General features: G+C 72.4%; 20 protein-coding genes and 1 pseudogene. 7 read left to right on the top strand and 14 right to left on the bottom strand.

Features of this window, described 5'->3' with window-relative positions; all coding sequences use genetic code 11:
• Window positions 1-26: 26 nt before the first annotated feature.
• Complete coding sequence (locus IL992_RS01665) at window positions 27-383, bottom strand: VOC family protein (RefSeq protein ID WP_193201502.1); 357 nt, start codon at window positions 381-383, stop codon at window positions 27-29.
• Between the two features lie 128 nt (window positions 384-511).
• On the opposite strand from IL992_RS01665, the gene secA2 reads away from it, so the two are divergent.
• Complete coding sequence (secA2, locus tag IL992_RS01660) at window positions 512-2,779, top strand: accessory Sec system translocase SecA2 (protein ID WP_319018260.1); 2,268 nt, start codon at window positions 512-514, stop codon at window positions 2,777-2,779.
• A 38-nt stretch (window positions 2,780-2,817) separates the two neighbouring features.
• On the opposite strand, the gene IL992_RS45695 is transcribed toward secA2, so the two are convergent.
• The 5 genes and pseudogenes from IL992_RS45695 to IL992_RS01635 form a co-directional block, all read right to left on the bottom strand.
• Window positions 2,818-3,744 (bottom strand): hypothetical protein, encoded by a 927-nt coding sequence (locus IL992_RS45695; RefSeq protein ID WP_319018296.1) that lies wholly within the window; start codon window positions 3,742-3,744, stop codon window positions 2,818-2,820.
• Window positions 3,745-4,391: 647 nt separating this feature from the next.
• Entirely contained in the window at window positions 4,392-5,717 is a 1,326-nt protein-coding gene (locus tag IL992_RS01650; RefSeq protein ID WP_193201500.1) for a lanthionine synthetase LanC family protein, read from the bottom strand.
• An 81-nt stretch (window positions 5,718-5,798) separates the two neighbouring features.
• Window positions 5,799-6,794 (bottom strand): SulP family inorganic anion transporter, encoded by a 996-nt coding sequence (locus IL992_RS01645; RefSeq protein WP_319018259.1) that lies wholly within the window; start codon window positions 6,792-6,794, stop codon window positions 5,799-5,801.
• Window positions 6,795-6,797: 3 nt separating this feature from the next.
• Window positions 6,798-7,143 (bottom strand): annotated as a pseudogene (locus tag IL992_RS01640) (ArsR/SmtB family transcription factor).
• 127 nt (window positions 7,144-7,270) lie between these two features.
• Complete coding sequence (locus IL992_RS01635) at window positions 7,271-7,678, bottom strand: VOC family protein (protein ID WP_193201499.1); 408 nt, start codon at window positions 7,676-7,678, stop codon at window positions 7,271-7,273.
• Window positions 7,679-7,849: 171 nt separating this feature from the next.
• Between IL992_RS01635 and IL992_RS01630 the strand changes: the two genes are divergently transcribed.
• Both IL992_RS01630 and IL992_RS01625 read left to right on the top strand, forming a co-directional pair.
• Window positions 7,850-8,278, top strand: a complete 429-nt coding sequence (locus IL992_RS01630) for a pyridoxamine 5'-phosphate oxidase family protein (RefSeq protein ID WP_226872056.1) — start codon at window positions 7,850-7,852, stop codon at window positions 8,276-8,278.
• On the top strand, window positions 8,278-9,282 hold the full coding sequence (locus tag IL992_RS01625; protein ID WP_193201780.1) for a zinc-binding alcohol dehydrogenase family protein: 1,005 nt from the start codon (window positions 8,278-8,280) through the stop codon (window positions 9,280-9,282). The genes IL992_RS01630 and IL992_RS01625 overlap by 1 nt, the downstream gene beginning before the upstream one ends.
• Here IL992_RS01625 and IL992_RS01620 read toward each other — a convergent pair.
• Together IL992_RS01620 and IL992_RS01615 are read right to left on the bottom strand one after the other, a co-directional pair.
• The gene (locus IL992_RS01620; protein ID WP_193201497.1) at window positions 9,269-9,748 is read right to left on the bottom strand and encodes a CBS domain-containing protein; all 480 of its coding nucleotides are present in this window, start codon (window positions 9,746-9,748) and stop codon (window positions 9,269-9,271) included. The two genes, IL992_RS01625 and IL992_RS01620, sit on opposite strands and share 14 nt — an antisense overlap.
• Window positions 9,745-10,443: a CBS domain-containing protein gene (locus IL992_RS01615; RefSeq protein ID WP_193201496.1), complete on the bottom strand. Its 699-nt coding sequence runs from the start codon at window positions 10,441-10,443 to the stop codon at window positions 9,745-9,747. The genes IL992_RS01620 and IL992_RS01615 overlap by 4 nt, the downstream gene beginning before the upstream one ends.
• A gap of 129 nt (window positions 10,444-10,572) precedes the next feature.
• Between IL992_RS01615 and IL992_RS48165 the strand changes: the two genes are divergently transcribed.
• The 3 genes from IL992_RS48165 to IL992_RS01600 are packed head-to-tail and all read left to right on the top strand — an operon-like array spanning window position 10,573 to window position 14,574.
• Entirely contained in the window at window positions 10,573-12,231 is a 1,659-nt protein-coding gene (locus IL992_RS48165; RefSeq protein WP_193201495.1) for an FAD-dependent oxidoreductase, read from the top strand.
• Window positions 12,228-13,676 (top strand): ATP-binding protein, encoded by a 1,449-nt coding sequence (locus IL992_RS01605; RefSeq protein ID WP_193201494.1) that lies wholly within the window; start codon window positions 12,228-12,230, stop codon window positions 13,674-13,676. Before IL992_RS48165 ends, IL992_RS01605 begins: the two co-directional genes overlap by 4 nt.
• A 34-nt stretch (window positions 13,677-13,710) precedes the next feature.
• On the top strand, window positions 13,711-14,574 hold the full coding sequence (locus IL992_RS01600; RefSeq protein ID WP_193201493.1) for an NAD(+)/NADH kinase: 864 nt from the start codon (window positions 13,711-13,713) through the stop codon (window positions 14,572-14,574).
• 25 nt (window positions 14,575-14,599) lie between these two features.
• On the opposite strand, the gene IL992_RS01595 is transcribed toward IL992_RS01600, so the two are convergent.
• On the bottom strand, window positions 14,600-15,019 hold the full coding sequence (locus tag IL992_RS01595; protein WP_193201492.1) for a MerR family transcriptional regulator: 420 nt from the start codon (window positions 15,017-15,019) through the stop codon (window positions 14,600-14,602).
• Window positions 15,020-15,074: 55 nt separating this feature from the next.
• On the opposite strand from IL992_RS01595, the gene IL992_RS01590 reads away from it, so the two are divergent.
• The gene (locus IL992_RS01590) at window positions 15,075-16,025 is read left to right on the top strand and encodes an SDR family NAD(P)-dependent oxidoreductase (protein WP_193201491.1); all 951 of its coding nucleotides are present in this window, start codon (window positions 15,075-15,077) and stop codon (window positions 16,023-16,025) included.
• A gap of 55 nt (window positions 16,026-16,080) precedes the next feature.
• Here IL992_RS01590 and mgrA read toward each other — a convergent pair whose 3' ends face one another.
• The 5 genes from mgrA to IL992_RS01565 form a co-directional block, all read right to left on the bottom strand.
• Window positions 16,081-17,076: an L-glyceraldehyde 3-phosphate reductase gene (gene mgrA / locus IL992_RS01585; protein ID WP_193201490.1), complete on the bottom strand. Its 996-nt coding sequence runs from the start codon at window positions 17,074-17,076 to the stop codon at window positions 16,081-16,083.
• A 128-nt stretch (window positions 17,077-17,204) separates the two neighbouring features.
• Window positions 17,205-17,834 carry an alpha-ketoglutarate-dependent dioxygenase AlkB gene (locus IL992_RS01580; protein ID WP_193201489.1) on the bottom strand — a complete coding sequence of 210 codons (630 nt, stop codon included), beginning with the start codon at window positions 17,832-17,834 and terminating at the stop codon, window positions 17,205-17,207.
• A 29-nt stretch (window positions 17,835-17,863) separates the two neighbouring features.
• The gene (locus IL992_RS01575) at window positions 17,864-18,526 is read right to left on the bottom strand and encodes a hypothetical protein (protein WP_193201488.1); all 663 of its coding nucleotides are present in this window, start codon (window positions 18,524-18,526) and stop codon (window positions 17,864-17,866) included.
• 211 nt (window positions 18,527-18,737) lie between these two features.
• Entirely contained in the window at window positions 18,738-19,211 is a 474-nt protein-coding gene (locus IL992_RS01570; RefSeq protein WP_193201487.1) for a GNAT family N-acetyltransferase, read from the bottom strand.
• A gap of 36 nt (window positions 19,212-19,247) precedes the next feature.
• Complete coding sequence (locus tag IL992_RS01565) at window positions 19,248-21,365, bottom strand: amylo-alpha-1,6-glucosidase (protein ID WP_319018258.1); 2,118 nt, start codon at window positions 21,363-21,365, stop codon at window positions 19,248-19,250.
• Between the last annotated feature and the right edge of the window lie 47 nt (window positions 21,366-21,412).

The following is a 21,412-nucleotide window of genomic DNA, read 5'->3' as shown; positions in this document are numbered from 1 at the left end:
CCCGCTTCAGGACCACTGGGCCCGCTTCAGGACCTCTCCGGACACACGCAGAAAAGGTGACCCTCCGGATCGGCGAGCACCACCCAGTCGCCCGGCTGGAACTCCGGCTTGGACGCCCCGAGCGCGATGTACTCCTCCACCGCCTCGGCCACGTCGGGCACCCGGAAGTCGAGGTGGAACTGCTTGTCCGGGCCAGGCCAGGAGGGAGCCTTCCGGTCGGGCACGCGCTGGAAATAGATGCTCGTCGTGCCGTCGCCGATCCCCGCGTACTCCTCCTCGGCGTACTGCACCTCGAATCCGGTGATCTGGGAGTAGAACTCGGCGAGCTTCTTCGGCTCGGCGCAGTCGATGGTCACGGCGATGAGCTTCGCGATCGTTGTCATGACGGCCATCCTTCCGCGTATACCTGTCAGGGAGTGTCAGGTAGGTGCGCCACGGAAATCGGCATCGATAGTGGGACCATGAACCGGGCATGTGGAACCAGTCCGGCAAGCGAGTCGTTGGAGCGGATGTGGCACGGGTAGGCGAATGGATCAGGCGGTTTCTGGACAAACCGGGAAGCGTCGATCTGGCCCCCTTCCAGCGGATCGTGGCCGAGGCGGGCGAGCTGGAGGACGAGGTCACCCGACGTGCCGACCTGCGCCCCGCCACCCTCGATCCCGCCTGGGTCGGCTCCGCCGACTTCTGCGCCGTGATGCGGGAGGCCGCCCGCCGGGCGCTCGGCCAGCGGCCGTACGACGTGCAGCTCGTGGGCATGCTCGCCATGCTGGAGGGCCACGTCGTGCAGATGGCCACCGGTGAGGGCAAGACGCTCGTCGGCGCGCTGACGGCGGCCGGGTTCGCGTTGCGCGGCGCCCGGGTCCACGCGGTCTCGGTCAACGACTACCTCGCCCGCCGGGACGCCGAGTGGATGGGCCCGCTGTACGAGACGCTCGGCCTCACGGCCGGATGGATCGCCGAGACCTCCGCCTCCGAGGAGCGCCGGGCGGCGTACGCGTGCGACGTCACGTACGGAGCCGTCAGCGAGCTGGGGTTCGACGTGCTGCGCGACCGCCTGTGCACCGACCCGGCCGAACCGGTCGTGCCCGCCCCCGAGGTGGCGCTGGTGGACGAGGCCGACTCGGTCCTGGTGGACGAGGCTCGCGTGCCGCTCGTGCTGGCCGGCACGGCCGACCCCGGCACGGCGCTGCCCGAGATGGCGGCCCTGGTGCGGCGGCTGTCGCGCGGCTACCACTACACGATCGACGAGGAGGGGCGCGCCGTCTTCCTCACCCCCAAGGGCACCGACACCGTCGAGAAGGCCCTCGGGATCGACCTCTACGAGCACCCCGGCGTGGTGACCCAGGTCAACCTCGCCCTGCACGCCCACGCGCTGCTGACCAGGGACGTGGACTACATCGTGAGGGACGGCCGGGTCCACCTGATCAACACCTCGCGCGGCCGGGTCGCCGTGCTGCAGCGCTGGCCGGACGGGCTGCAGGCGGCCGTGGAGGCCAAGGAGCACCTGCCGGCGTCGGAGACGGGCGAGATCCTCGACTCGCTCACCGTGCAGAGCCTCATCCGCCGCTACCCGCAGGTGTGCGGCATGACCGGCACCGCGATCGCCGTGGCCGAGCAGCTACGCGAGTTCTACGACCTCAGGGTCGCGGTCATCCCGCCCAACAAGCCGTGCGTACGAGTGGACGAGCCCGACCGGATCTTCGCCACGCTGGAGGACAAGGAGCGGGCGCTGCTGGAGGAGATCGAGACCCGGCACGCCGCCGGGCAGCCGATCCTCGTCGGCACGCTCGACGTCGCCGAGTCCGAGCGTCTGGCCGAGGCCCTGGAGACCATGGGGCTGAGCGCGGCCGTGCTCAACGCGAAGAACGACGCCGAGGAGGCGCAGATCATCGCGAAGGCCGGCCGGCGCGGCGTGATCACGGTCTCCACGCAGATGGCCGGGCGCGGCACCGACATCCGCCTGGGCGCGGGCGATCCGGACGAGGAGCAGGAGGTCGCCGCGCTCGGCGGGCTCTACGTCATCGGCACCGGCAGGCACGAGAGCAGCAGGCTGGACGACCAGCTGCGGGGCCGCGCCGGACGGCAGGGCGACCCCGGCGGCTCGGTGTTCTTCGTCAGCGGCGAGGACACCCTCCTCACCGCGTACGTGCCGGACCAGTCGCTGCCCGCGGCCGGCCACGACGGCGTCGTACGCGACGCGGACGCCGCCGGGCTGGTGGCACACGCCCAGCGTGTGGCGGAGGGCGTCAACCTGGAGATCCACCGCAACACCTGGCGCTACACCCGGCTGCAGGAGCGCCAGCGGGCGGAGGTGCTGGAGCAGCGCGACCGCGTCCTGCACGGCGACACCGGGGCGCGGGCCCTGGAGCAGGCCTGCCCGGAGCGCTACCGCGAGCTGTGCGAGACGGCGGGCGAGGAGACGGTCGAGCGGGCCGCCCGGCAGATCGTGCTGTATCACCTCGACCGCTGCTGGACCGAGCACCTCGGCTTCCTCGCCGACCTCCGCGAGGGCATCCACCTGCGGGCGCTCGGGCGGCTGAACCCGCTCGACGAGTTCAACCGCGAGGCCGTTCCGGCCTACCGGGCGATGCTCGACGAGGTCGAGCGGCGTTCCAAGGAGACCTTCGAGAAGGCCGACGTCACCCGCGACCTCGCGGAGCAGGGCCTCAAGCGGCCCACGGCCACCTGGACCTATCTGGTGCAGGACAACCCGTTCGGCTCGGAGTGGGACCGCGTGCTCAAGCGCGTGGCCGGAGCGCTCAAGCGCCGCAAACGGTAGAGGTCCGCAGGGCCTCGCCCAGGCAGACGGCCGCGGCCCTACCGCTTGCGGTGGCGGCCCTCCTGGTGTGCGGTTGCGTGGGCGGGACGGCTCAGCACGGCCTTGACGCCCACGGCGACGAGCGCGCACACCACGATCGCGACCGAGAAGGCGGGAACGGCCGCCTCTTCCGGTTGTCCGTCCACGGCCGACGCGGGGGTGAATGCCGGGGAGGCCGTCGCCTCGCCGGTCCTCGCCCCCTTCACGGTCTCCGTGGCGGTCTTCGCGCCGGCCTTCTCCGTGGTCTTCGCGGTCTTCTGCGCGGTCTCCGTGGCGGTCTTCGCCCCTGCGGCGCCGGAGAGCGGGGACATCCCGGCCGAGGCGGCCTCGGCCTGCGTGTCCGGCGAGGCAGGCGAGGTGGGCACTGCGGGCGCCGCGGACGGGGAGGCCACAGGGGCCGGGTTCTCCTTCACGCCGGGCGTGGACGTGGGAGCGGAGTCCTGCGGGGCGGCGGGAGATGCGGAGGGAGCGGGAGACTCGGTCGGGCAGGGCGGCGGGGGCTCCGGGTGGTCCTTGACCCCGTACGCGCCCGTCGAGAACGGCTTGGGCGCTCCCGTCTTGCCGAGGCCCTCGCCCCACTGGGTGATCACGTACTTCACGGGGATGTGGCCGAGCCCGCCCGCGTCCTCAACGGTGAGCGAGTCGGTGTTCCAGGTGCCGCCGGTCAGCTCGGCGAACGTCTTGCCGTCGAGGTCGAGCATGACCCCGCTGCTGGAGGGAACGCCGGGGCCGCGGTCGCCGACGAAGAAGTCGGCCTTCTTTCCCTTGTAGACGACGTAGCCCTTGGTGCCCATCGGCCAGCTCGGGCTGGCGGCCAGGCCCTTCTGCATCGGCTTGCCCGACGCGGGGGCGCCGGTGTCGCCGTTGACGCCCGACCCGTCGTCCCAGAAGTACGACGCGGTCGTCTTGCCGGCGTACAGGACGATCTGGCCTTCGGCGGTCGGGCAGCCGACCTCGGGAATGGCGGGCGCGGTGGCCGCGTCGGCGGCCTCGGGCTCCGGAGCGGCCTCCTGCGGGTGCGGGGCCGTCGCGTCGTCCGCGTCCAGGAGCCACCCGGTGGCGACGAGCGTGGCGCCGTCGGTGGGCGTGTGCTGGGAGCCCGCCGGGGCGGGGCGGGCGGAGGCGTCCTGCCGGTGCGGGGGCACGGCGGTCGCGTGGTGCGTCTCGCCCTTCGCCGGGCTCGTCTGCTCCCGGGGGGCGTCGGTGTGGGGGTCCGCGTAGCTGGAAATGGGGGATCTCCTGACTGGTCACGGTTGGGTAACCGGACACTAAGCCAAGAACACCCCAAATCTCGACATGTTGGGCGAAAGTTTTACTTTCTGGACGAATCTCCCATGAAGTGGCAAAGTCAGATGTGACGCGCCCCCCTTCCCGGGGGCTGAAGGAAAGGAGGGGCCCACCACGTATCGGGATCAGGACGACAGCAGGCGAGCCCCGCAGCCCGGCCCCGAAGGCGGTCGGCGTGCCGCTGTAGTCGCTGATCAGCGACGGGCCGGTGGAGCAGTCCCAGGTGTTCCAGGTCCAGCCGGCCGACCTGGCCGTACGGGCCGTGGACAGGTGAAATTCTCGGCCGCTACGCCTGCTCGCCGCGCAGGACCGCGGCGGGGATCGGGATGGCCGGGAACGGGTTGTCCGGCAGGAGGATCAACCGGCGCGGCGTGCCGGTGCGCTCCGCGGCGTCCAGATGCAGCAGGGCCGTCCCGATGCCCGCGGCTCCCACCATGTATCCGGTGTCGGCCGTGACCTCCCCGGGGCGCAGCCGCCGATACGCCTGATACCAGCGAAAGCCGGCCTCGTCGCCCGCGGTCGCGCGCCCGATCAGGTCGATCGCGAGCGTGCGCGCGAAGTCGAGGTACGGCTCGCGCCCCGTGGCGGCGTACAGGCCCACGAAGCACTCGATCAGCCCCGCCGTGCCACAGCACAGGCAGGCCACGTCCCAGTGACCCGAGGGACGCGACCCGGGCACGCCGCTCTGCATGATTCCGTGCGCGAGCCGTTCCACCCAGTCGAGATCGCCCGGGTCGCCGGTGACCCGATGCAGTTCGTGGAACATGCGGGCCACCCCGGCGGATCCCGAGCAGAAGCCGAGGTAGTGGAGGCGGCGGCCCTGCGGCAGGTGGTGCGGCACGAGCGCGCACCTGTCGGTGACCACGCTGACCGTCCGGACGAAGTCGGCCCCCCTGCGGGCCGCCGAGAGGAACCGCTCGTCGCGGGTCACGCCGTACAGGCGGGCGAGCAGGAACGCCGTGCCCGCCGTCCCGGACAGGAACCCGGGGGAGACGGCGTCCACGGGAAGGTCGGGGGCGGCGTCGCCGCCGAAGCGGTGCCCGGGGACGGCGAGGCCCGCGATGCGCTCCCCCGCCTCGATCGCCACCTCCTCGTACGCGGGGACGCCGAGGATGCCGGCCGCGTGCAGCAGTGCGAGCACGATCCCCCCGTCACCACGCTGCGCCGGGTCTCCGGTCCAGCCGATGCCGTCCCCGAACGGGCGGGCGTCGCGGACGAGGCGGTCGGCGGCGGCGCGGGCCGCCCCGAAGACCTCCTCGTCGCCCGTCGCCCACCCCGTCTCCGCCATGGCGAAGACCAGGCCGGCGAGCCCGTGGTAGAAGGTCGGGTCACGCTGTTCCGGCCAGGTGACGGCGAGCCTGCGGGCGCCCGCGAGCGCGTCCTCCAGGTAGGCCTCGTGGCCGGTGGCGGCGGCGAGTTCGAGGAAGAACAGCACGACGCCGGCCGCGCCGGCGTAGAGGGACGAGACGTCACCGGCCCCGGCCGACCGCCCCCGGGGATCGGGGTTGGGCCGCCATCGCCGTCCCAGGTCGTCGTCGACCGCCGCCGACCGCACCCAGCGCGCGGCCGTGACGGCGGCGGTGACAGGTGTCTCGCGGGGCCAGGCGCTCATCACCCCAGTCTCCCACAAATCTGGTAGGAAATTAAGGCTACTGTCCTTCCATTCGGAAGCCTACGGGGAGTCGTGCGCCGATCACACCGTCCGCGCGGGAACGTCCGGGTGACGCGCCGTGAGAACCGGGGTCGGCGGCGGCGCGGGCGGGAGTCCGAGCAGCGTCCTGGCGTGGTCGATCGCGGCCGGCGTGTCCGGGAAGACGAGCCCTTCACGGCGGAGGTGGTCGGCCACCCCGAGCCCGCCGAGGACCTCGTCGTGGCCCGGCCGGATGCCCGACAGCAGCACGGTGATCCCCTTTCCTTCCAACCGCCTGATCGCGTCCCCGAGGACGCCCGCGCCGGTGGCGTCGATCGTGGACACGCGCGACATGCGCAGGATCACCACCCGCACGTCGGCGACCTCCGACAGCTCAAGCAGAAAGCGGTGGGCAGCACCGAAGAACAGCGGGCCGTCGAACCGGTAGGCCACGATGTGCTCGGCCAGCAGGCGCCGCTCCTCGTCGCCGTGGTCGCCGGTCTCCAGCGGGACCTGCTCGATCTGTGCGCTGCGCGCGACGGCCCGCAGCGCGAGCACGATCGCGACGCCGACGCCGACCGCGACCGCGGTGACGAGGTCGAAGACGACGGTGACGGCGAAGGTGAGGACCATCACCGCGGCGTCGCCCCGGGTGGCGCGGGCGACGGCGCGCAGCGAACCGACCTCGACCATGCGGACCGTCGTGGCCAGCAGCACCCCGGCCAGCACGACGGCGTGCGTGAGGGCGGCCAGGCGCGAGCGGGCGCCCGAGCGCACGTTGACGGCCGTACGGGCGATCGCGGCGGTGGCGGGGATGCCGCCGAAGAGCGGGGAGACGACGTTCGCCAGGCCCTGCCCGAACAGCTCGCGGTCGGGGTCGTGCCGCTCCCCCACGCTCATGCCGTCGGCGACCGAGGCGCACAGCAGGCTCTCGAGGGCCCCGAGGGCGGCCACGGCGAGGGCCGCGGGGAGCAGCGAGGTGACGGCGCCCGGATCGAGGAAGCCGATCGACGGCGCGGGCGGCAGCCCGTGACCCGGCCGTACAGCGCCTGGCCGCACCGGTCACTCGGCCGCCTCCGCCTGAAGCTCGGCCAGCAGCTCACCCTGGCCAGTGATCATGTCGGTGAGGATCCGCCGGGCCGCCGCGAGCAGGTCCACGACGTCGGGGGTGGCCAGCGAGTAGACCACCGTGTAGACCACCGTGCCGCCCTCCCTGACCGCGCTGACCAGGCCGGTACGGCGCAGCACGGCGAGCTGCTGGGACAGGTTCGACGCCTCCACAGATCTCGTTGAGTAATTCGCGGACCGGGCGGGGGCCGTCCCGCAGAAGTTCGAGCACGCGGATGCGCACCGGATGTCCCAGGGTCCGGAAGAAGTCGGCCTTCGCCTGGTAGAGCGGGACGGGCATCGGGCTCACTCCGCCTCTCCCGCCGCCTCCGGACTGATCCCGTGGTCGGCGGCCAGGCGGTTCAGGTTGTCAAGACGACCCGAGGCGTCAGCAGCGCCGCAACCACCCGGGGCGGCCGGAGACGGGCTCAGGCGGGGCGCGATGTGAAGGAACGCTGGTCGCGTCGCAGCGGGTGGCCCTCGGGGATCTCGACCAGCACGATCGGCAGGCCGTCGGGATCCTCGATCCACATCTCCACCAGCCCCCACGGCTCCAGCCGGGGCGGGCGGGACACTCGTACCCCGGCCTCCACCAGCCGGTCGTACTCTCTCTGGACGTCTCGCACCTGCAACCAGATCGCCGGGCCCTCCTGTTCGGCGCCGGAGCCACGCGGGGAGACCTCGAGGAGCCCCTGTCCCAGGAAGAACACCACCCCGGGGTCCTCGACCGGCCCGAACTCCCGGTTGACGGCCAGGCCCAGGACGTCCCGGTAGAAGCGGCGGCTCGCGGTCCGGTCGGCCGATCGCAGGAGTATGCGGCTGCTCAGCACTTCCATGTGACCGTGGTGCCCATCTGGGGCATGCGGTTAAAGGATGGATTACGGCAAGCGGCGGCCAAGGCTTCCGGGCCCTTCGTCCCTTCGTCGAGCGACGGACGTCGGTGCCGCCGGAGGGACGGGAACGGCAGACTGGCCGCGACGCCCGTTGAGATCATCGTGGAGGTCCAGATGACTGAAGACACCGCTCCCGCCGGCATGCCGCGGCTGGACAAGCTCGAGCGCGAGGAGTGCCTGCGGCTGATCTCGCCGGGCGGCGTGGGCAGGGTCGCCTTCAACAATCCGACCGGGCCCGTGATCCTGCCGGTGAACTACACGATCGAGCAGGGCGCCATCTTGTTCCGCACCGCTCTCGGCGGTCCGATGGACGCCGACCTGCGCACGGGGATCGAGGGGGCCGACTTCATGGTGGCCTTCGAGGTGGACCACATCGACGAGAGCACCAGGGAGGGCTGGAGCGTGCTCGTCCGCGGCGGGGCCCACCACATCACCGGCGACGTGAACAAGAACGCCGTGGAGTCGTGGGCGGGTGGCGACCGTCCGCTCTACATCCGGATCTCGCCCAACGAGGTCAGCGGCCGGCGCATCCAGCACGCGTGATGGACGCCTGGGTCGTGGCCCGGCCGGGGCCCGTCGCGACACGGCCGCTGGAGCGGGCCGTGCTGCCGGACCCCGTGCCGGGGCCCGGGGAGCTGCTGGTCCGCGTCGAGGCGTGCGCGGTCTGCCGTACCGACCTGCACCTCGCCGAGGGCGACCTCCCCCCGAGACACCCCCGTACGGTTCCCGGGCACGAGGTCGTGGGACGGGTGGCGGGACTCGGCCCGGACACGGCGGGACCGCCGGTCGGCACCCGCGTGGGAGTGGCCTGGCTGCGCTCGACCTGCGGCCGGTGCCGCTACTGCCTGCGCGGCGCGGAGAACCTGTGCCCCGCGTCCACCTACACGGGCTGGGACGCCGACGGCGGCTACGCGGAACTGCTGACCGCCCCCGCGGCGTATGTCTACCCGCTGCCCGAGGACACCCCGGCCGAGACGCTCGCCCCGCTGCTGTGCGCGGGGATCATCGGATATCGCGCGCTGGTCCGCGCCGACCTGCCCCCGGGCGGGCGGCTCGGCATCTACGGGTTCGGCGCCTCGGCCCATCTGACCGCCCAGATCGCGATCGCCGAGGGCGCGACCGTGCACGTGATGACGAGGTCGGCGGTGGCCAGGGAACTCGCGCTCCGGCTGGGCGCGGCCTCCGCCGCGGGCAGCGCCGACCCGCCGCCCGCACCCCTGGACGCGGCCATCCTGTTCGCCCCGGCCGGCGATCTCGTGCCGGTCGCGCTGGCCGCGCTCGACCGGGGCGGCACACTCGCGGTGGCGGGGATCCACCTCACCGACATCCCGGTGCTGAACTACCAGCGCCACCTGTTCCAGGAGCGGACGCTGCGCAGCGTCACGGCCAACACCCGCGACGACGGGCGGGAGTTCCTGCGGCTGGCGGCCCTCCACCACCCGCGGGTCACGACGACGCCCTACTCCTTCGACGCCGCCGACCAGGCGCTGGCCGACCTGGCCGCCGACCGCGTCGAGGGGGCCGCCGTCCTGCTCATGGACAGGTGACGGACGGCACCGGCTCCAGATGGAACAGGCCGCCCTTCACGTCCGTGGGGTCGCCGGCCGGACGCGCCGTCCTCCCGGCCAGCGCCATCAGCACGTCGGTGGTGGTGACCAGGCCCCGCAGGACGTCGTCCGGCCCGAGCACGGGGACCGCACCGCAGTCGGCGTCGGCCATCAGCGCGGCGACCTCGGACAACGGCGCGTCCGGGGCGACCCGGGGACAGCGCCGCCCCTGCACGAGCGTGCGCACCGCCGTCAGGGACTGCTCGGCGGGACCGCCCGACCAGTGCGCGGCGACGTCCTCCCGCCCGAGCACGCCGACGAGCCGGCAGCAGGCGTCCACGACCGGGAGGTGGTGGACGCCGGCCCGCCACATGAGCTCCCAGGCCATCAGCGGCGACTCCTCCGGCTCCACCGTGACGAGCGTCCGGGTCATCACCTCGGACGCGGTCATGGTCTCGACGCTCATCGATCCTGCCCGCCTTCCGCCGGGCCGGTCCGCCGGGGCGCGCCCGCGGGGACGGCCCGGTCCACGTCGTCCGTCTCGTAGGTGATGGAGGAGTCGACGTCCACCACGCCGTCCACCTGCCAGACCTCTTCGATCAGGGCGCAGACCTGGGAACGCCGCTCCACGCCGCCGTCGAGGTGGACGATCCCGTCCTCGACCCGTACGGCGCAGTGCCGGGAGTAGCGCGACGCCACTTCGACCACGTCGTCGCGGAGGTCCTCCGCAGGCCGGCAGAACGCTCTGATCAGGTCGGACTGTTTGACCAGCCCGGTGATGCGGCCGGTCTGCGCGTCCACGACCGGCAGCTCCTTGATCCTGTTGCGGTGCATCAGACAGGCCGCCCGCCGCAGCGGGGTGTCCTCGATGACCGTGATCGCCGGGCTGCTCATGATCTGGGCCGCGGTGCGGCCTCTCGCCTTCCTGCGCTCCCTGCGGCGGGACGGCCCCTCGATGATCAGGTCACCGGGCCGCCTGTCGAGTTCCTTGAGCAGCAGGTCGTCGTCGCTCACCATGCCGATCACGCGCCGGTCCCCGTCCACGACCGGGACGGCCCCGACGTGGAACCGGCACATCGCGGTGACCACGTCGGAGAACGAGGCCGTCGCCTCGACGGCGACGACGAACCTGTTCATGACGTCGCGGACGGTCATCGGCATGGCGTCCTCCTTCGTCTCCCCCAGCCTTCGCCAGGAACGGCGACGGGGCGACCGGCGAACGTCCCCCTACCGTGGGACCTATGTCCCGGGGGTGCCGTTCAGCGAAGTTCCGCCAGTACCGTGTGAGTTGTGCAGAATGCCGCGATCCTCACCGTCGATGACGACCCTTCCGTCTCCCGGGCTGTGGCTCGTGACGTACGCCGCCGATACGGCGACCGCTACCGGGTGATCCGGGCCGAGTCCGGCCCCAGCGCGCTCGACGCGCTGCGCGAGATCAAGCTGCGCGGCGAGCAGGTCGCCGTCATGCTGGCCGACTACCGGATGCCCCAGATGAACGGCATCGAGTTCCTCGAGGCCGCCATGGACATCTTCCCGCTGGCGCGCAGGGTCCTGCTGACCGCCTACGCGGACACCGACGCGGCCATCAACGCGATCAACATCGTCGACCTCGACCACTACCTGCTCAAGCCGTGGAATCCGCCGGAGGAGAAGCTCTACCCGGTGCTGGACGCGCTGCTGGAGGCATGGCTCGCCACCCCCGCCGTGACGATGCCGGAGACCAAGGTCGTGGGTCATCGCTGGTCGGCGCACTCGTTCACGGTGCGCGACTTCCTGGCCCGCAACCTCGTGCCGTACCGCTGGCTGCGGGCCGACGAGGCCGAGGGCGTACGCCTGCTGGCCGCCGCCGGGATGAGCGAGGCGGACGTGCCGGTGGTGATCACCACGGACGGCAAGGCCCTGGCGCGGCCCACGGAGGCCGATCTCGCCGCGCACGTCGGCATGGCCACCACACCGGCTCGGGATGTCTACGACCTCGCCGTGATCGGCGCGGGCCCGGCCGGCCTCGGCGCCGCGGTGTACGGCGCATCCGAGGGACTGCGCACCCTGCTCGTGGAGCAGCGGGCCACCGGCGGCCAGGCCGGGCAGAGCAGCCGGATCGAGAACTACCTGGGCTTCCCCGACGGGGTCTCCGGCGCCCAGCTCACCGACCGCGCCCGCAGGCAGGCGCTGAAGTTCAACACCGAACTGCTCACCACCCGCGAGGTCGTCGGTCTCGAACGGAGCGGTTCGGCCACCCTGCTGAACTTCGGCGACGGCACCGCCGTGACGGCGCACACGGTCGTACTGGCGACCGGCGTGTCCTACCGGCTCCTGGACGCGCCCGGCCTGGCCGGACTGACCGGCCGGGGCGTGTTCTACGGCGCCGCCGCCACCGAGGCCCCGAGCTGCGCCGGGGAAGAGGTCTACGTCGTCGGCGGGGCGAACTCGGCCGGCCAGGCGGCGGTGTACTTCTCCCGCTACGCCCGCAAGGTGCACATCCTCATCCGGGGGGAGGACCTCACCCGGTCGATGTCGCGGTATTTGATCGATCAGATCGAGGCCATTCCGTCGATCGAGGTCCATCCGCGCACGCAGGTGGTCGGCGGCGAGGGTCGCGACCACCTGGAGCGCCTGATCCTGTGCGACGGGCGGACCGGCCGGACGACCACCGTGCCGGCGTCGTGGCTGTTCGTCTTCATCGGGGCGGAACCGCGCACCGACTGGCTCGGCGACGTGGTCGCCCGCGACGGAGGCGGCTACGTGCTGACCGGTTCCGACCTGCTCGCCGACGGCCGCCGCCCGGCCGGGTGGACACTGTCCAGGGACCCTTATCACCTGGAGTCGAGCATGCCCGGCGTCTTCGCGGCGGGCGACGTGCGGGCCGGATCGGTCAAGCGCGTCGCCTCGGCCGTGGGCGAGGGCGCCATGGCGGTCTCGCTCGTCCACCGTTATCTGGAGGCTCCATGACCGACCATCCGAGCGAGCCGACGCTGTCGCCTGACGAGCTGCGCACGCTGTTCCTGTTCGAGGCGCTGGACGAAGCGCAGCTCGCCCGGTTGTCGGAGGCGGGCCGGGTGGAGCGACGGCTCCCCGGGACCCGCGTCTACCAGGAGGGCGACCCCGCCACCTGCTTCTTCGTGCTGCTGCGCGGCACGGTCGCGATGAGCAGGCGGGTGCAGGGCGACGAGGTCGAGGTGAGCCGCACCGACCAGCGCGGGGTGTACGGCGGCGCCACCCAGGCGTACATCACGGGGGAGTTCTCCCAGCTCTACATGAACACGCTGACCGCGGTCACCGACGCCGAGTTCTTCGTGCTGCCCGCCGAGGTGATCGGGGCCTGCGTGCGCGAGTGGTTCCCGATGGCGATGCACCTGCTCGAGGGGCTGTTCCTCGGCATGCGCGCCACCCAGACGATCGTCGGCGAACGGGAGCGGCTGCTCGCGCTCGGCTCGCTGTCGGCCGGCCTGACGCACGAGCTGAACAACCCGGCGGCCGCCGCCGTACGGGCGACGTCGGCGCTGCGCGAGCGGGTGGCGGGCATGCGGCACAAGCTCGCCATGATCGCCGACGGGCGGCTGGACGGCAGTCAGCTGCACGACCTGGTGGAACTCCAGGAGGACGCGGTCAAGCGGTCCGCCTCCGCCCCCGACCTCACGCCGCTGGCGCGCTCCGACGCCGAGGACGCGGTCGCCGACTGGCTGGACGACCACGACATCGTCGGCGGCTGGGACCTGGCGGCGACGCTGGTGGCCGGCGGCCTCGACGCGTCCTGGCTCGACCAGATCGCCGGGGCGGTGGGCGAGGAGAACCTGGAGGCCGCGGTCCGGTGGCTCACCTACACGGTGGACACCGAGCTGCTGATGTGCGAGATCGACGACGCGGTCAACCGGATCTCCGGCCTGGTCGCCGCCGCCAAGCAGTACTCCCAGCTCGACCGTGCCCCGCACCAGATCGTCGACGTGCACGATCTGCTCGACGCCACGCTGACCATGCTGCACGGCAAGATCCCCGAGGGCGTCCACACGGTCAAGGAGTACGACAGATCGCTGCCGCCCATTCCGGCGTACGCGGCGGAGCTGAACCAGGTGTGGACCAACCTCATCGACAACGCGCTCGGCGCGATGGACGGCACGGGCACGCTGACCCTCCGCACCCGGCGGAAGGACGGCCACCTGATCGTCGAGGTCGGCGACACCGGCCCCGGCATCCCGCCCGATGTCCGGCCCCGCATCTTCGAGCCGTTCTTCACCACCAAGCCCGTCGGGGAGGGCACCGGCCTGGGCCTGGACATCTCCTATCGGATAGTGGTCAACAAGCACCACGGGGACATCAGGGTGGATTCGCGTCCCGGCGACACCCGGTTCCGGGTCTACCTGCCGGTGGACCAGGCGACGCGGGAGCCCGTTCGATAAGGCCGCCCGTACGGCCTGGCCGTACAGTGTGGACATGGGCATGGTCAGCACCGTGGGTCTCGTCCTGCACCCGCAACGCGACTCCAAGGAGGCGATCGACACGATCGTCGAGTGGGCGCGCAAGCGGGACTGCACGGTGCTCGGGCTGCCCGACGAGGTCGGGCGCATCGACTGCAGCGCGATCGCGGTGGACGCCCCGACCCTGGTCAGGCGGTCCGACCTGCTCGTCAGCCTCGGCGGCGACGGCACGATGCTGCGCACGATGCGCCTGATCGCCGGGCGGCCGACCCCCGTCCTCGGAGTCAACCTGGGACGGCTCGGCTTCCTCGCCGAGATCGACGTGGACGAGCTGGCGCCCGCGCTGTCCGCCATCGACGAGCACAGATACACGGTCGAGCCGCGCATGGCGGTCCGGGCGACCAGCCACGACGGCCGGATGGTGACCGCGTTCAACGACATCGCCCTCGTCCGCATCCCCGGCGACGGGCTCGCGGCCGTCTCCGTCTCGGTCTACGGCGAGCCGTTCGTCCGGTACGCCGCCGACGCCGTGATCGTCTCCACCTCCACCGGGTCGACCGCGTACAGCTTCTCCGCGGGCGGCCCGATCGTCTCCCCCACCGTCGAGGGCTTCCTCGTCGTCCCGGCCGCCGCCCACTCGGCGTTCAACCGGGCGCTGGTCCTGTCGGCCGACGAGGAGGTGACGCTCGACGTGCTCCCGAGCAGCGGGCAGCTCGCCCTGGAGGTCGACGGGACCATCGGCGGCCACCTGTGTCCCGGCGACCGGCTCACGGTGACCGCGCTGCGCGCCGCCGCCCGCGTGGTGCGGCTCGGGACGACGACCTTCTACGAGCGGGCCCGCCGCAAGCTCCGCGTGAACGGCAGCGCCGAGGTCGACTGACCGCGGCGCCCCTCACGCCGCCGGATCACCGTGACGGCGTCGGCGACCAGAGTCCTGCCGCGGTCCCCTCGCGCAGGTGCCCGCGATAGGTGACCACCTTGTCGTGGATGACGGCGAGGCTCGCGTCGAGCTCGGCGATCCGTGCCCTGACGGTGCGCTCGTGCTCCTCCAGCAGGGCGAGGCGCTCGTGCTCGTTGCCCGGCCCCGACCGTACGAGCTCGGCGAACCTGCGCAGGGTGGCGATGGACATGCCGGAGTCGCGCAGCCGGTTGCACAGGACCAGCCACTGCACGTCCGCCGGGTCGTACACCCGCTGCCCGCCGGCCGATCGGGGAATCGGACGGAGGAAGAGCCCCTCACGCTCGAAGAACCGCAGCGCGTGCACGCTCAGCCCGGTCGCCTCCGAGACCTGCCCGATCGACAGGGCACCCGTATTCCCGCTCATGCGGCGGATCGTACAGCTTGACCTAGAGCACACTCTAGTTTCTAGCGTCCTCCTCATGACGACACAGCACAGGATCGGCAGTGGTTTCGGCGCCCGCAGCACCGCGCGCGAGGTGCTCGAGGGGATCGATCTGTCCGGGCGGACGGCCCTGGTCACCGGGGGGTACTCCGGGCTCGGCCTGGAGACGACGCGGGCGCTGAGCGCGGCGGGAGCTCAGGTGATCGTCCCCGCGCGCAGGCCGGCGGCGGCGAAGGAGGCGCTGCGCGACATCCCGGGCACGGAGACCCGCGAACTCGACCTGGCGGACCTGCACAGCGTTCGCGTGTTCGCGGAAACGCTCGTGGAGACCGGCAGGACCATCGACATCCTCATCGCCAACGCCGGCATCATGGCCTGCCCGGAGACCCGTGTCGGCCCGGGGTGGGAGGCCCACTTCGCGGTCAACCACCTCGGTCACTTCGCCCTCGTCAACCGCCTCCGCCCGGCCCTGACCGCCGGAGGGTCGCGGGTGGTGTCGGTGTCCTCCGCCGGCCACTTCGCGACCGGGATCCGATGGAACGACATCCACTTCCGGGACGGGTACGACAGGTGGCTGGCCTACGGCCAGTCGAAGACGGCGAACATCCTGTTCGCCGTGCGCCTCGACGCGCTCGGGGCCGCCGCCGGCGTACGGGCCTTCTCTCTGCATCCGGGCGAGATTCTCACTCCCCTCCAGCGGCACATCCCCCGCGAGGAGCAGATCGCCCTGGGCTGGATCTCTCCCGACGGCACGGCGGCGGAGGGCTTCAAGACTCCGGAGCAGGGCGCGGCCACGACGGTCTGGGCGGCGACCTCTCCCCTGCTCGCGGATCACGGCGGGGTTTACTGCCAGGACTGCGACGTCGCCGAGCTCGCCACGGCCGACGACATGGCCGGAGGGGTCAAGCCGTGGGCGATCGACCCCGAGGAGGCGTCCCGGCTCTGGGACCTGTCGTGCGAGCTCACCGGCGTCGACGCCTTCTCCTGAGGCGGACGGCCGGGGCGGCGCACGTGTGCCGGCCCCGGAACCGCGTCCGCATGGCCTACAGCAGGCTTTCGATCTCGGACAGCTCCTCGGCGGTGAGCGGGGGCGCGTCGAGGGCGGCGACGTTCTGTTCGAGCTGCTCGACCGAGCTCGCCCCGACCAGCACGGACGTGACCCGCCGGTCGCGCAGGATCCATGCCAGCGCGAGCTGCGCGAGCGACTGGCCGCGCTCCTGGGCGATCTTGTTCAGGCCGCGCAGGGTCTCCAGCAGTTCAGGGGTGAGCCGGTCGCGCTTCAGGAAGTGGCCGATCGCCATCCGCGAGTCGGCCGGCACCTCGCCGTCGAGGTAGCGCCCGGTGAGCAGGCCCTGCGCCAGCGGCGAGTAGGCGATGCACCCCGCCCCGGCCCGCTCCAGCGTGTCCAGCAGGCCGTCCTCCACCCAGCGGTCCAGCATGGAGTAGCGCGGCTGGTGGATCAGGAGCGGGGTGCCCAGCTCGCGCAGCACGGCGGCGGCCCGCTCGGTCTGCTCCGCTGAGTAGTTCGAGATTCCCACGTAGAGCGCCTTGCCGGAGCGCACCGCCGTGTCGAGGGCGCCCATCGTCTCCTCGATGGGGGTGTCCGGGTCGGGCCGGTGGGAGTAGAAGACGTCGACGTAGTCGAGGCCCATCCGGCTCAGCGACCGGTCGAGACTCGCCAGCAGATACTTGCGCGACCCCCACTCGCCGTACGGCCCGGGCCACATGTCGTAGCCCGCCTTCGTCGAGATGAACAGCTCGTCGCGGTAGGGCCGGAAGTCCGCGCGCAGGTGGCGGCCGAAGTTCTCCTCCGCGGAGCCGTACGGCGGGCCGTAGTTGTTGGCCAGGTCGAGATGGGTGATGCCGAGGTCGAAGGCCCGGCGCAGGACGGCGCGCTGCACGTCGAGCGGGTGGCCGTCGCCGAAGTTGTGCCACAGCCCGAGGGAGATCTCGGGAAGCAGCACGCCACTCCTTCCGCTGCGCCGATACCGCATGTCGTCGTATCGAGCGGGGGCGGGGACGTAGGGGTGCGGGATCATCCGTGGCCTTTCTTGCGCGACTGGGCCGGTCCTTTGCCGCGGCCTTACTCAAGGACTACCAGCAAACCGCACATGTCAACGGCCCGCCCACCGCCCTCGGCCCGGTGCGCAGTCAAGCGCTCAGGAGCTCAGCGCACGCCTCTCGGGCGGAACTGGACGCTGATGCGGGCGCCGACCACCTTGGCCGACTTCGGGATCGCGTGCTCCCAGGTGCGCTGGCAGCTCCCGCCCATGACGATGAGGTCGCCGTGGCCGAGCTCGTGCCGCAACGTCGGGCCGCCCCCGCCACGGGGGCGCAGCAGCAGCGGGCGCGGGGTGCCGACCGACACGATCGCGACCATCGTGTCCTGCGTGCTCCCCCGCCCGATGGTGTCGCCGTGCCAGGCGACGCTGTCCCTGCCGTCGCGGTAGAGGCACATCCCGGCCGTGCGGAAGGGCTCGCCGAGCTCCTCCTCGTAGTGGGCGTTGAGCGCGTCCCTCGCCTGGGCCAGCACCGGGTCGGGAAGCTCCTCGTCCTCGTCGTAGAACTTCAGCAGGCGGGGCACGTCCACGACCCGGTCGTACATGTGCCTGCGCTCGGCGTGCCAGGGCACCGCCTCAAGCAGGCGTTCGAAGAGCGCGTCGGCCCCCTCGATCCAGTGCGGCCGGACGTCGATCCAGGCGCCGCGCTCCAGGGGAGTGCGCCGCACCGACGAACCGAGCGGGCCGACGTGAACGTCCTCACCCCAGTCCAGGAGCGAAGCCTGAAAAGCCGTCATAGGCCCATCATATTAGAACATCTATTCGATCATGCTGCGGGCGAAAAGGAGCGCCGTCCCAGCCGCCACAGCGCCACGGTCAGCCACACCGCACCGAGTGCGATCAGCACGCCATGGGCGACGCGGATCGCGGGCGTGCCGAAGAACTGGGGGATGAAGAGCAGGAACCCCGCGGCGAGCGGAGCGGCGCTCCACCGGGGGAGCATCCCCGACCGCGCGGCGGCGATCGCGGCCAGCACCGCGCCGGCCCCGAGCAGCGCGAGCCCGATCAGGAACATCGCGCCCGCCACCGGGCCGTACCGGAACTCGTCGGCCAGCGCCAGCAGTGACGCGTCGTCGTCCCGCACCGCCCTCGCGGCGATGACGTTCAGCCCGAAGACCTCCGCACCGTAGTACGGCAGGGTCAGCCCGGCGCCGATCCACGTCACCACGGCGGCACGCAACGCGAGCGGACGGTCCAGCACCGGGTCCAGCAGCAGGTGCAGCCCGAGCACTCCCAGCGCGAGCAGGACGAACCCGGCCACCGCGAAAAGGTGCGCCGCCACCCAGGCCGGTGACGCCATCGCGGCGGCCCCGGACAGCGAGGTCTCGTCGGAGTACGGCCGGACCACGGGATACAGGACGAACGAGATCCCGGCCCCGAGAAAGGACAGGCCGGTCAGCCGGGCACGGGCAGGCAGGACGGAGGTCATGGCGGCTCCCATCGTCTGGACACGACAAACGGAGCCGGTCATCGCTCCGCTTCGAGAGCAATGCTCTCTTTGCGGAACAGCGATGTCAACAGGTTCGACCTCGTCAAGGTTCTCCGCTTACACGGTTCCCCGGTTCCGCCTGGCCGGCTACCGGCAGGGCCGTCTCACGCCGCGCGGGCCGCGAACGCGGCGCCGAGGCCAGGAGCCGGGGTCATCGCGGCCGGTGGACCATGATGACCAGATCCGTGGCCGTTCCGTCCGGCTCGCCGACGGCACCCGCGAGCACGTCGGTGACCGCGAAGCCCTCGGACTCGTAGAGCGCCCGCGCCCGCCGGTTGTGCGCCTTGACGTCCAGCCAGACGCGGCCGGCTCCGTGGTGCTCGTAGGCACAGGCCAGGGCCGCTCTCAACAGTGCCCGCCCACGGCCTGCACCCCGTTGGGCGGGACTCACCACCATCCGGCGAAGCTCCAGGACACGGTCTGTTCTGCGGATGCCCGCGAGCACGGCGAAGCCCGACAGGGCGCCGTCGCGCTCGGCAAGGATGTGATCTTGATTCGGATCGGCCAGCGCACGCTCGTGCCAGTCGCGGCCGGTCTCGCCGAGCCAGACCGAGGTGTCAGGGTCGGTCTCCCACTCGACGAGGCGGGCGAGGTCCTCGTGGACAGTGGGGCGAGTCCGCAGCATGCGGCCAGGCTATCTTCGGTTGATCGACCGAGCTCGTCACCGGACGTCGAGGTCGACACCCGGCGGCAGCCCGGTGACGGTGGCGCGACCCGACGCGTCCACGGCGACGCTCACCTCCGCGCCCGCCACCCGCAGCCCGCTGGCCGACAGCGCCCCGAGCGGCGCCCCGGCCATGGGCCGCAGCAGCACCCGCCCCGCCGGCACGTCGGGATACAGGCCGAGCGCGGCGTGGGCGATCGTCACGGCCGCGGCGGCCGACCACGCCTGGGGACGGCAGGCCGCCGGGTAGGGCATGGGCCTGCCGAGACCGGGGCGCGGACCGGCGCCGTCCCCGGCGTACAGCTCGGGCAGCCGGTAGCCGAACGCCTCCCCCGCCGCGAGCAGCCCTTCGGCGAGCCCGGCGGCCTGCGCGCCGAACCCGGCCCTGGCCAGCCCGGCGAGCACGATGGCGGTGTCGTGCGCCCAGATCGAGCCGCAGTGGTAAGACAGCGGGCTGAAGCCGCCGTCGCCGGACGACATCGTGCGCAGCCCGTAGCCGCCGCTCATCATCGGGGCGGCCAGCAGCTTCGCGACCTGGGCCGACTCCTCCTCCGACAGCAGGCCGGTGCCGAGCAGGTGGCCGATGTTGCTGGTGAGCGCGTCCACCGGCCGCTTGTCGGTGTCGAGCGCGAGCGCGGGGAAGCGCCCGTGCGGGCCGTCCACCCAGAACCGGGCGCGGAACCGCTCGGCCAGCGCGTCGGCGTGCTCGTTCCACCGGCCCGCGCCGGGCCGGCCGAACGCCTGCAGCAGCGACGCCGCGTTCCTGGCCGCCTCGTACGCGTAGCCCTGCACCTCCACGAGCGCGATCGGCGGCTTGGCCTGGCTGCCGTCATGGAAGCGGATGGAGTCGCCGGAGTCCTTCCAGCCCTGGTTGGCCAGACCGCTGCCGGAGGTGTCGATGTACTCCACGAACCCGTCGCCGTCGGGGTCGGCGAAGTCGGCGAGCCAGCCGAGCGCGGCCTCCATGTTCGGCAGCAGCGCCGCGACCTCACGCTCGGGCATCCCCCACCGCCAGGCGTCGTGCAGGAGGCTGATCCACAGAGGGGTGGCGTCGATCGTGCCGTAGTAGGCGGCGGGCAGCCGCAGGCCGTTGCCCTCGACGGTGAACTCGTGCCGCCGCAGCTCGTGCATGATCTTCCCCGGCGCCTCGCCCGAGGTGGGGTCCACCCGCGTGCCCTGCCGGCGCGCGAGCACCCGCAGTGTGCCGGCGGCGAGGTCGGTGCCGAGTGGCAGCAGCATCCGAGCGGCCCACAGGCTGTCGCGCCCGAAAAGCGTGAGGAACCAGGGCACGCCGGCGCCGAGGAAGGTGTCGCCGGGCGCGCCGGCCTCCGCCAGCCGCAGCGACCGCAGGTCTTCCAGCGACTGGTTCAGCAACCGGGTCAGCCGCCGGTCGGCGGCGGTGACCTCGGGCCTGGTCCACTCCAGCGTCCTGGCCGGCGTGACGACGACGGCGGCGGGGTCGTCCACGACGACCTCCCAGCGCAGCGTCGCCGACCCGCCCGGCGCCAGGCTCAGCTCCCAGCACAACCGGGCGCCGTCGCCGGTCTCCGCGCGGGCGTCCTCGCCCACGGCCGTGACCCGGATGCCGCCGTTCCGCCACGACACGCCGCCGGGACCCGGATCGGGGCCGCCAGGCTTCGCCGGCGCGGTGTCGCCACCCGACTTGACCACCTCGATCGGCGCGAAGTCGCAGGCCAGCTCGACCGTGACCGAGGCGGTCACGGCGACCGATGCGGTGGAGGTGATCTCCACGCGCTCGCTCATGCCGTACGCGCCGACCTCGCGGACGCGTTCGAGCCGGACGGTGGGGTCGGGGTGGGGGTCGCCGAGCCAGCGGGCGAGCGAGACGAACCGGGTGCGCCCGGCCTCCTCGTGGACGTGGCCGATCGCCTCGGGCTCGCGGCCGTTCACGAGCAGCGTCGCCTGCGACAACGCCCGGTGATCGGCGTGGAAGAGCCCCTGGACGCCGAAGGGGCGGATCTGGCCGTCAGCGCCGCTCAGCGCCCCGGTCGGCGCCATGACGGTGCTGACCAGCTCGTGCAGTGGCGGTTGCAGGCGGTACGCCTCGCCGGTGGCGAACTCGCCACCCGGACCGGGCGTGGCTCCGACGAGCACCGATGGGCCCTCCTGGATCGAATCGCCGGCCTTGACCTTGACATGTG

This window comes from Microbispora sitophila (genome assembly GCF_014892245.1).
GTDB lineage: Bacteria > Actinomycetota > Actinomycetes > Streptosporangiales > Streptosporangiaceae > Microbispora > Microbispora siamensis.
Note: the sequence above shows the minus strand (reverse complement) of the source record. Positions and strands in the feature narration are given on the sequence as shown.

What these genes read in the sequence shown, in the direction of transcription:
- IL992_RS01595 (WP_193201492.1), bottom strand. Translation starts at nt 15,019, where the DNA reads ATGAGCGGGAATACGGGTGCCCTGTCGATCGGGCAGGTCTCGGAGGCG.
- IL992_RS01600 (WP_193201493.1), top strand. Translation starts at nt 13,711, where the DNA reads ATGGGCATGGTCAGCACCGTGGGTCTCGTCCTGCACCCGCAACGCGAC.
- IL992_RS01580 (WP_193201489.1), bottom strand. Translation starts at nt 17,834, where the DNA reads ATGACGGCTTTTCAGGCTTCGCTCCTGGACTGGGGTGAGGACGTTCAC.
- IL992_RS01635 (WP_193201499.1), bottom strand. Translation starts at nt 7,678, where the DNA reads ATGGAAGTGCTGAGCAGCCGCATACTCCTGCGATCGGCCGACCGGACC.
- IL992_RS01615 (WP_193201496.1), bottom strand. Translation starts at nt 10,443, where the DNA reads ATGCCGATGACCGTCCGCGACGTCATGAACAGGTTCGTCGTCGCCGTC.
- IL992_RS01575 (WP_193201488.1), bottom strand. Translation starts at nt 18,526, where the DNA reads ATGACCTCCGTCCTGCCTGCCCGTGCCCGGCTGACCGGCCTGTCCTTT.
- IL992_RS01625 (WP_193201780.1), top strand. Translation starts at nt 8,278, where the DNA reads ATGGACGCCTGGGTCGTGGCCCGGCCGGGGCCCGTCGCGACACGGCCG.
- mgrA (WP_193201490.1), bottom strand. Translation starts at nt 17,076, where the DNA reads ATGATCCCGCACCCCTACGTCCCCGCCCCCGCTCGATACGACGACATG.
- IL992_RS01630 (WP_226872056.1), top strand. Translation starts at nt 7,850, where the DNA reads ATGACTGAAGACACCGCTCCCGCCGGCATGCCGCGGCTGGACAAGCTC.
- IL992_RS01665 (WP_193201502.1), bottom strand. Translation starts at nt 383, where the DNA reads ATGACAACGATCGCGAAGCTCATCGCCGTGACCATCGACTGCGCCGAG.
- IL992_RS01590 (WP_193201491.1), top strand. Translation starts at nt 15,075, where the DNA reads ATGACGACACAGCACAGGATCGGCAGTGGTTTCGGCGCCCGCAGCACC.
- IL992_RS01650 (WP_193201500.1), bottom strand. Translation starts at nt 5,717, where the DNA reads ATGAGCGCCTGGCCCCGCGAGACACCTGTCACCGCCGCCGTCACGGCC.
- IL992_RS01605 (WP_193201494.1), top strand. Translation starts at nt 12,228, where the DNA reads ATGACCGACCATCCGAGCGAGCCGACGCTGTCGCCTGACGAGCTGCGC.
- IL992_RS01620 (WP_193201497.1), bottom strand. Translation starts at nt 9,748, where the DNA reads ATGAGCGTCGAGACCATGACCGCGTCCGAGGTGATGACCCGGACGCTC.
- IL992_RS01570 (WP_193201487.1), bottom strand. Translation starts at nt 19,211, where the DNA reads ATGCTGCGGACTCGCCCCACTGTCCACGAGGACCTCGCCCGCCTCGTC.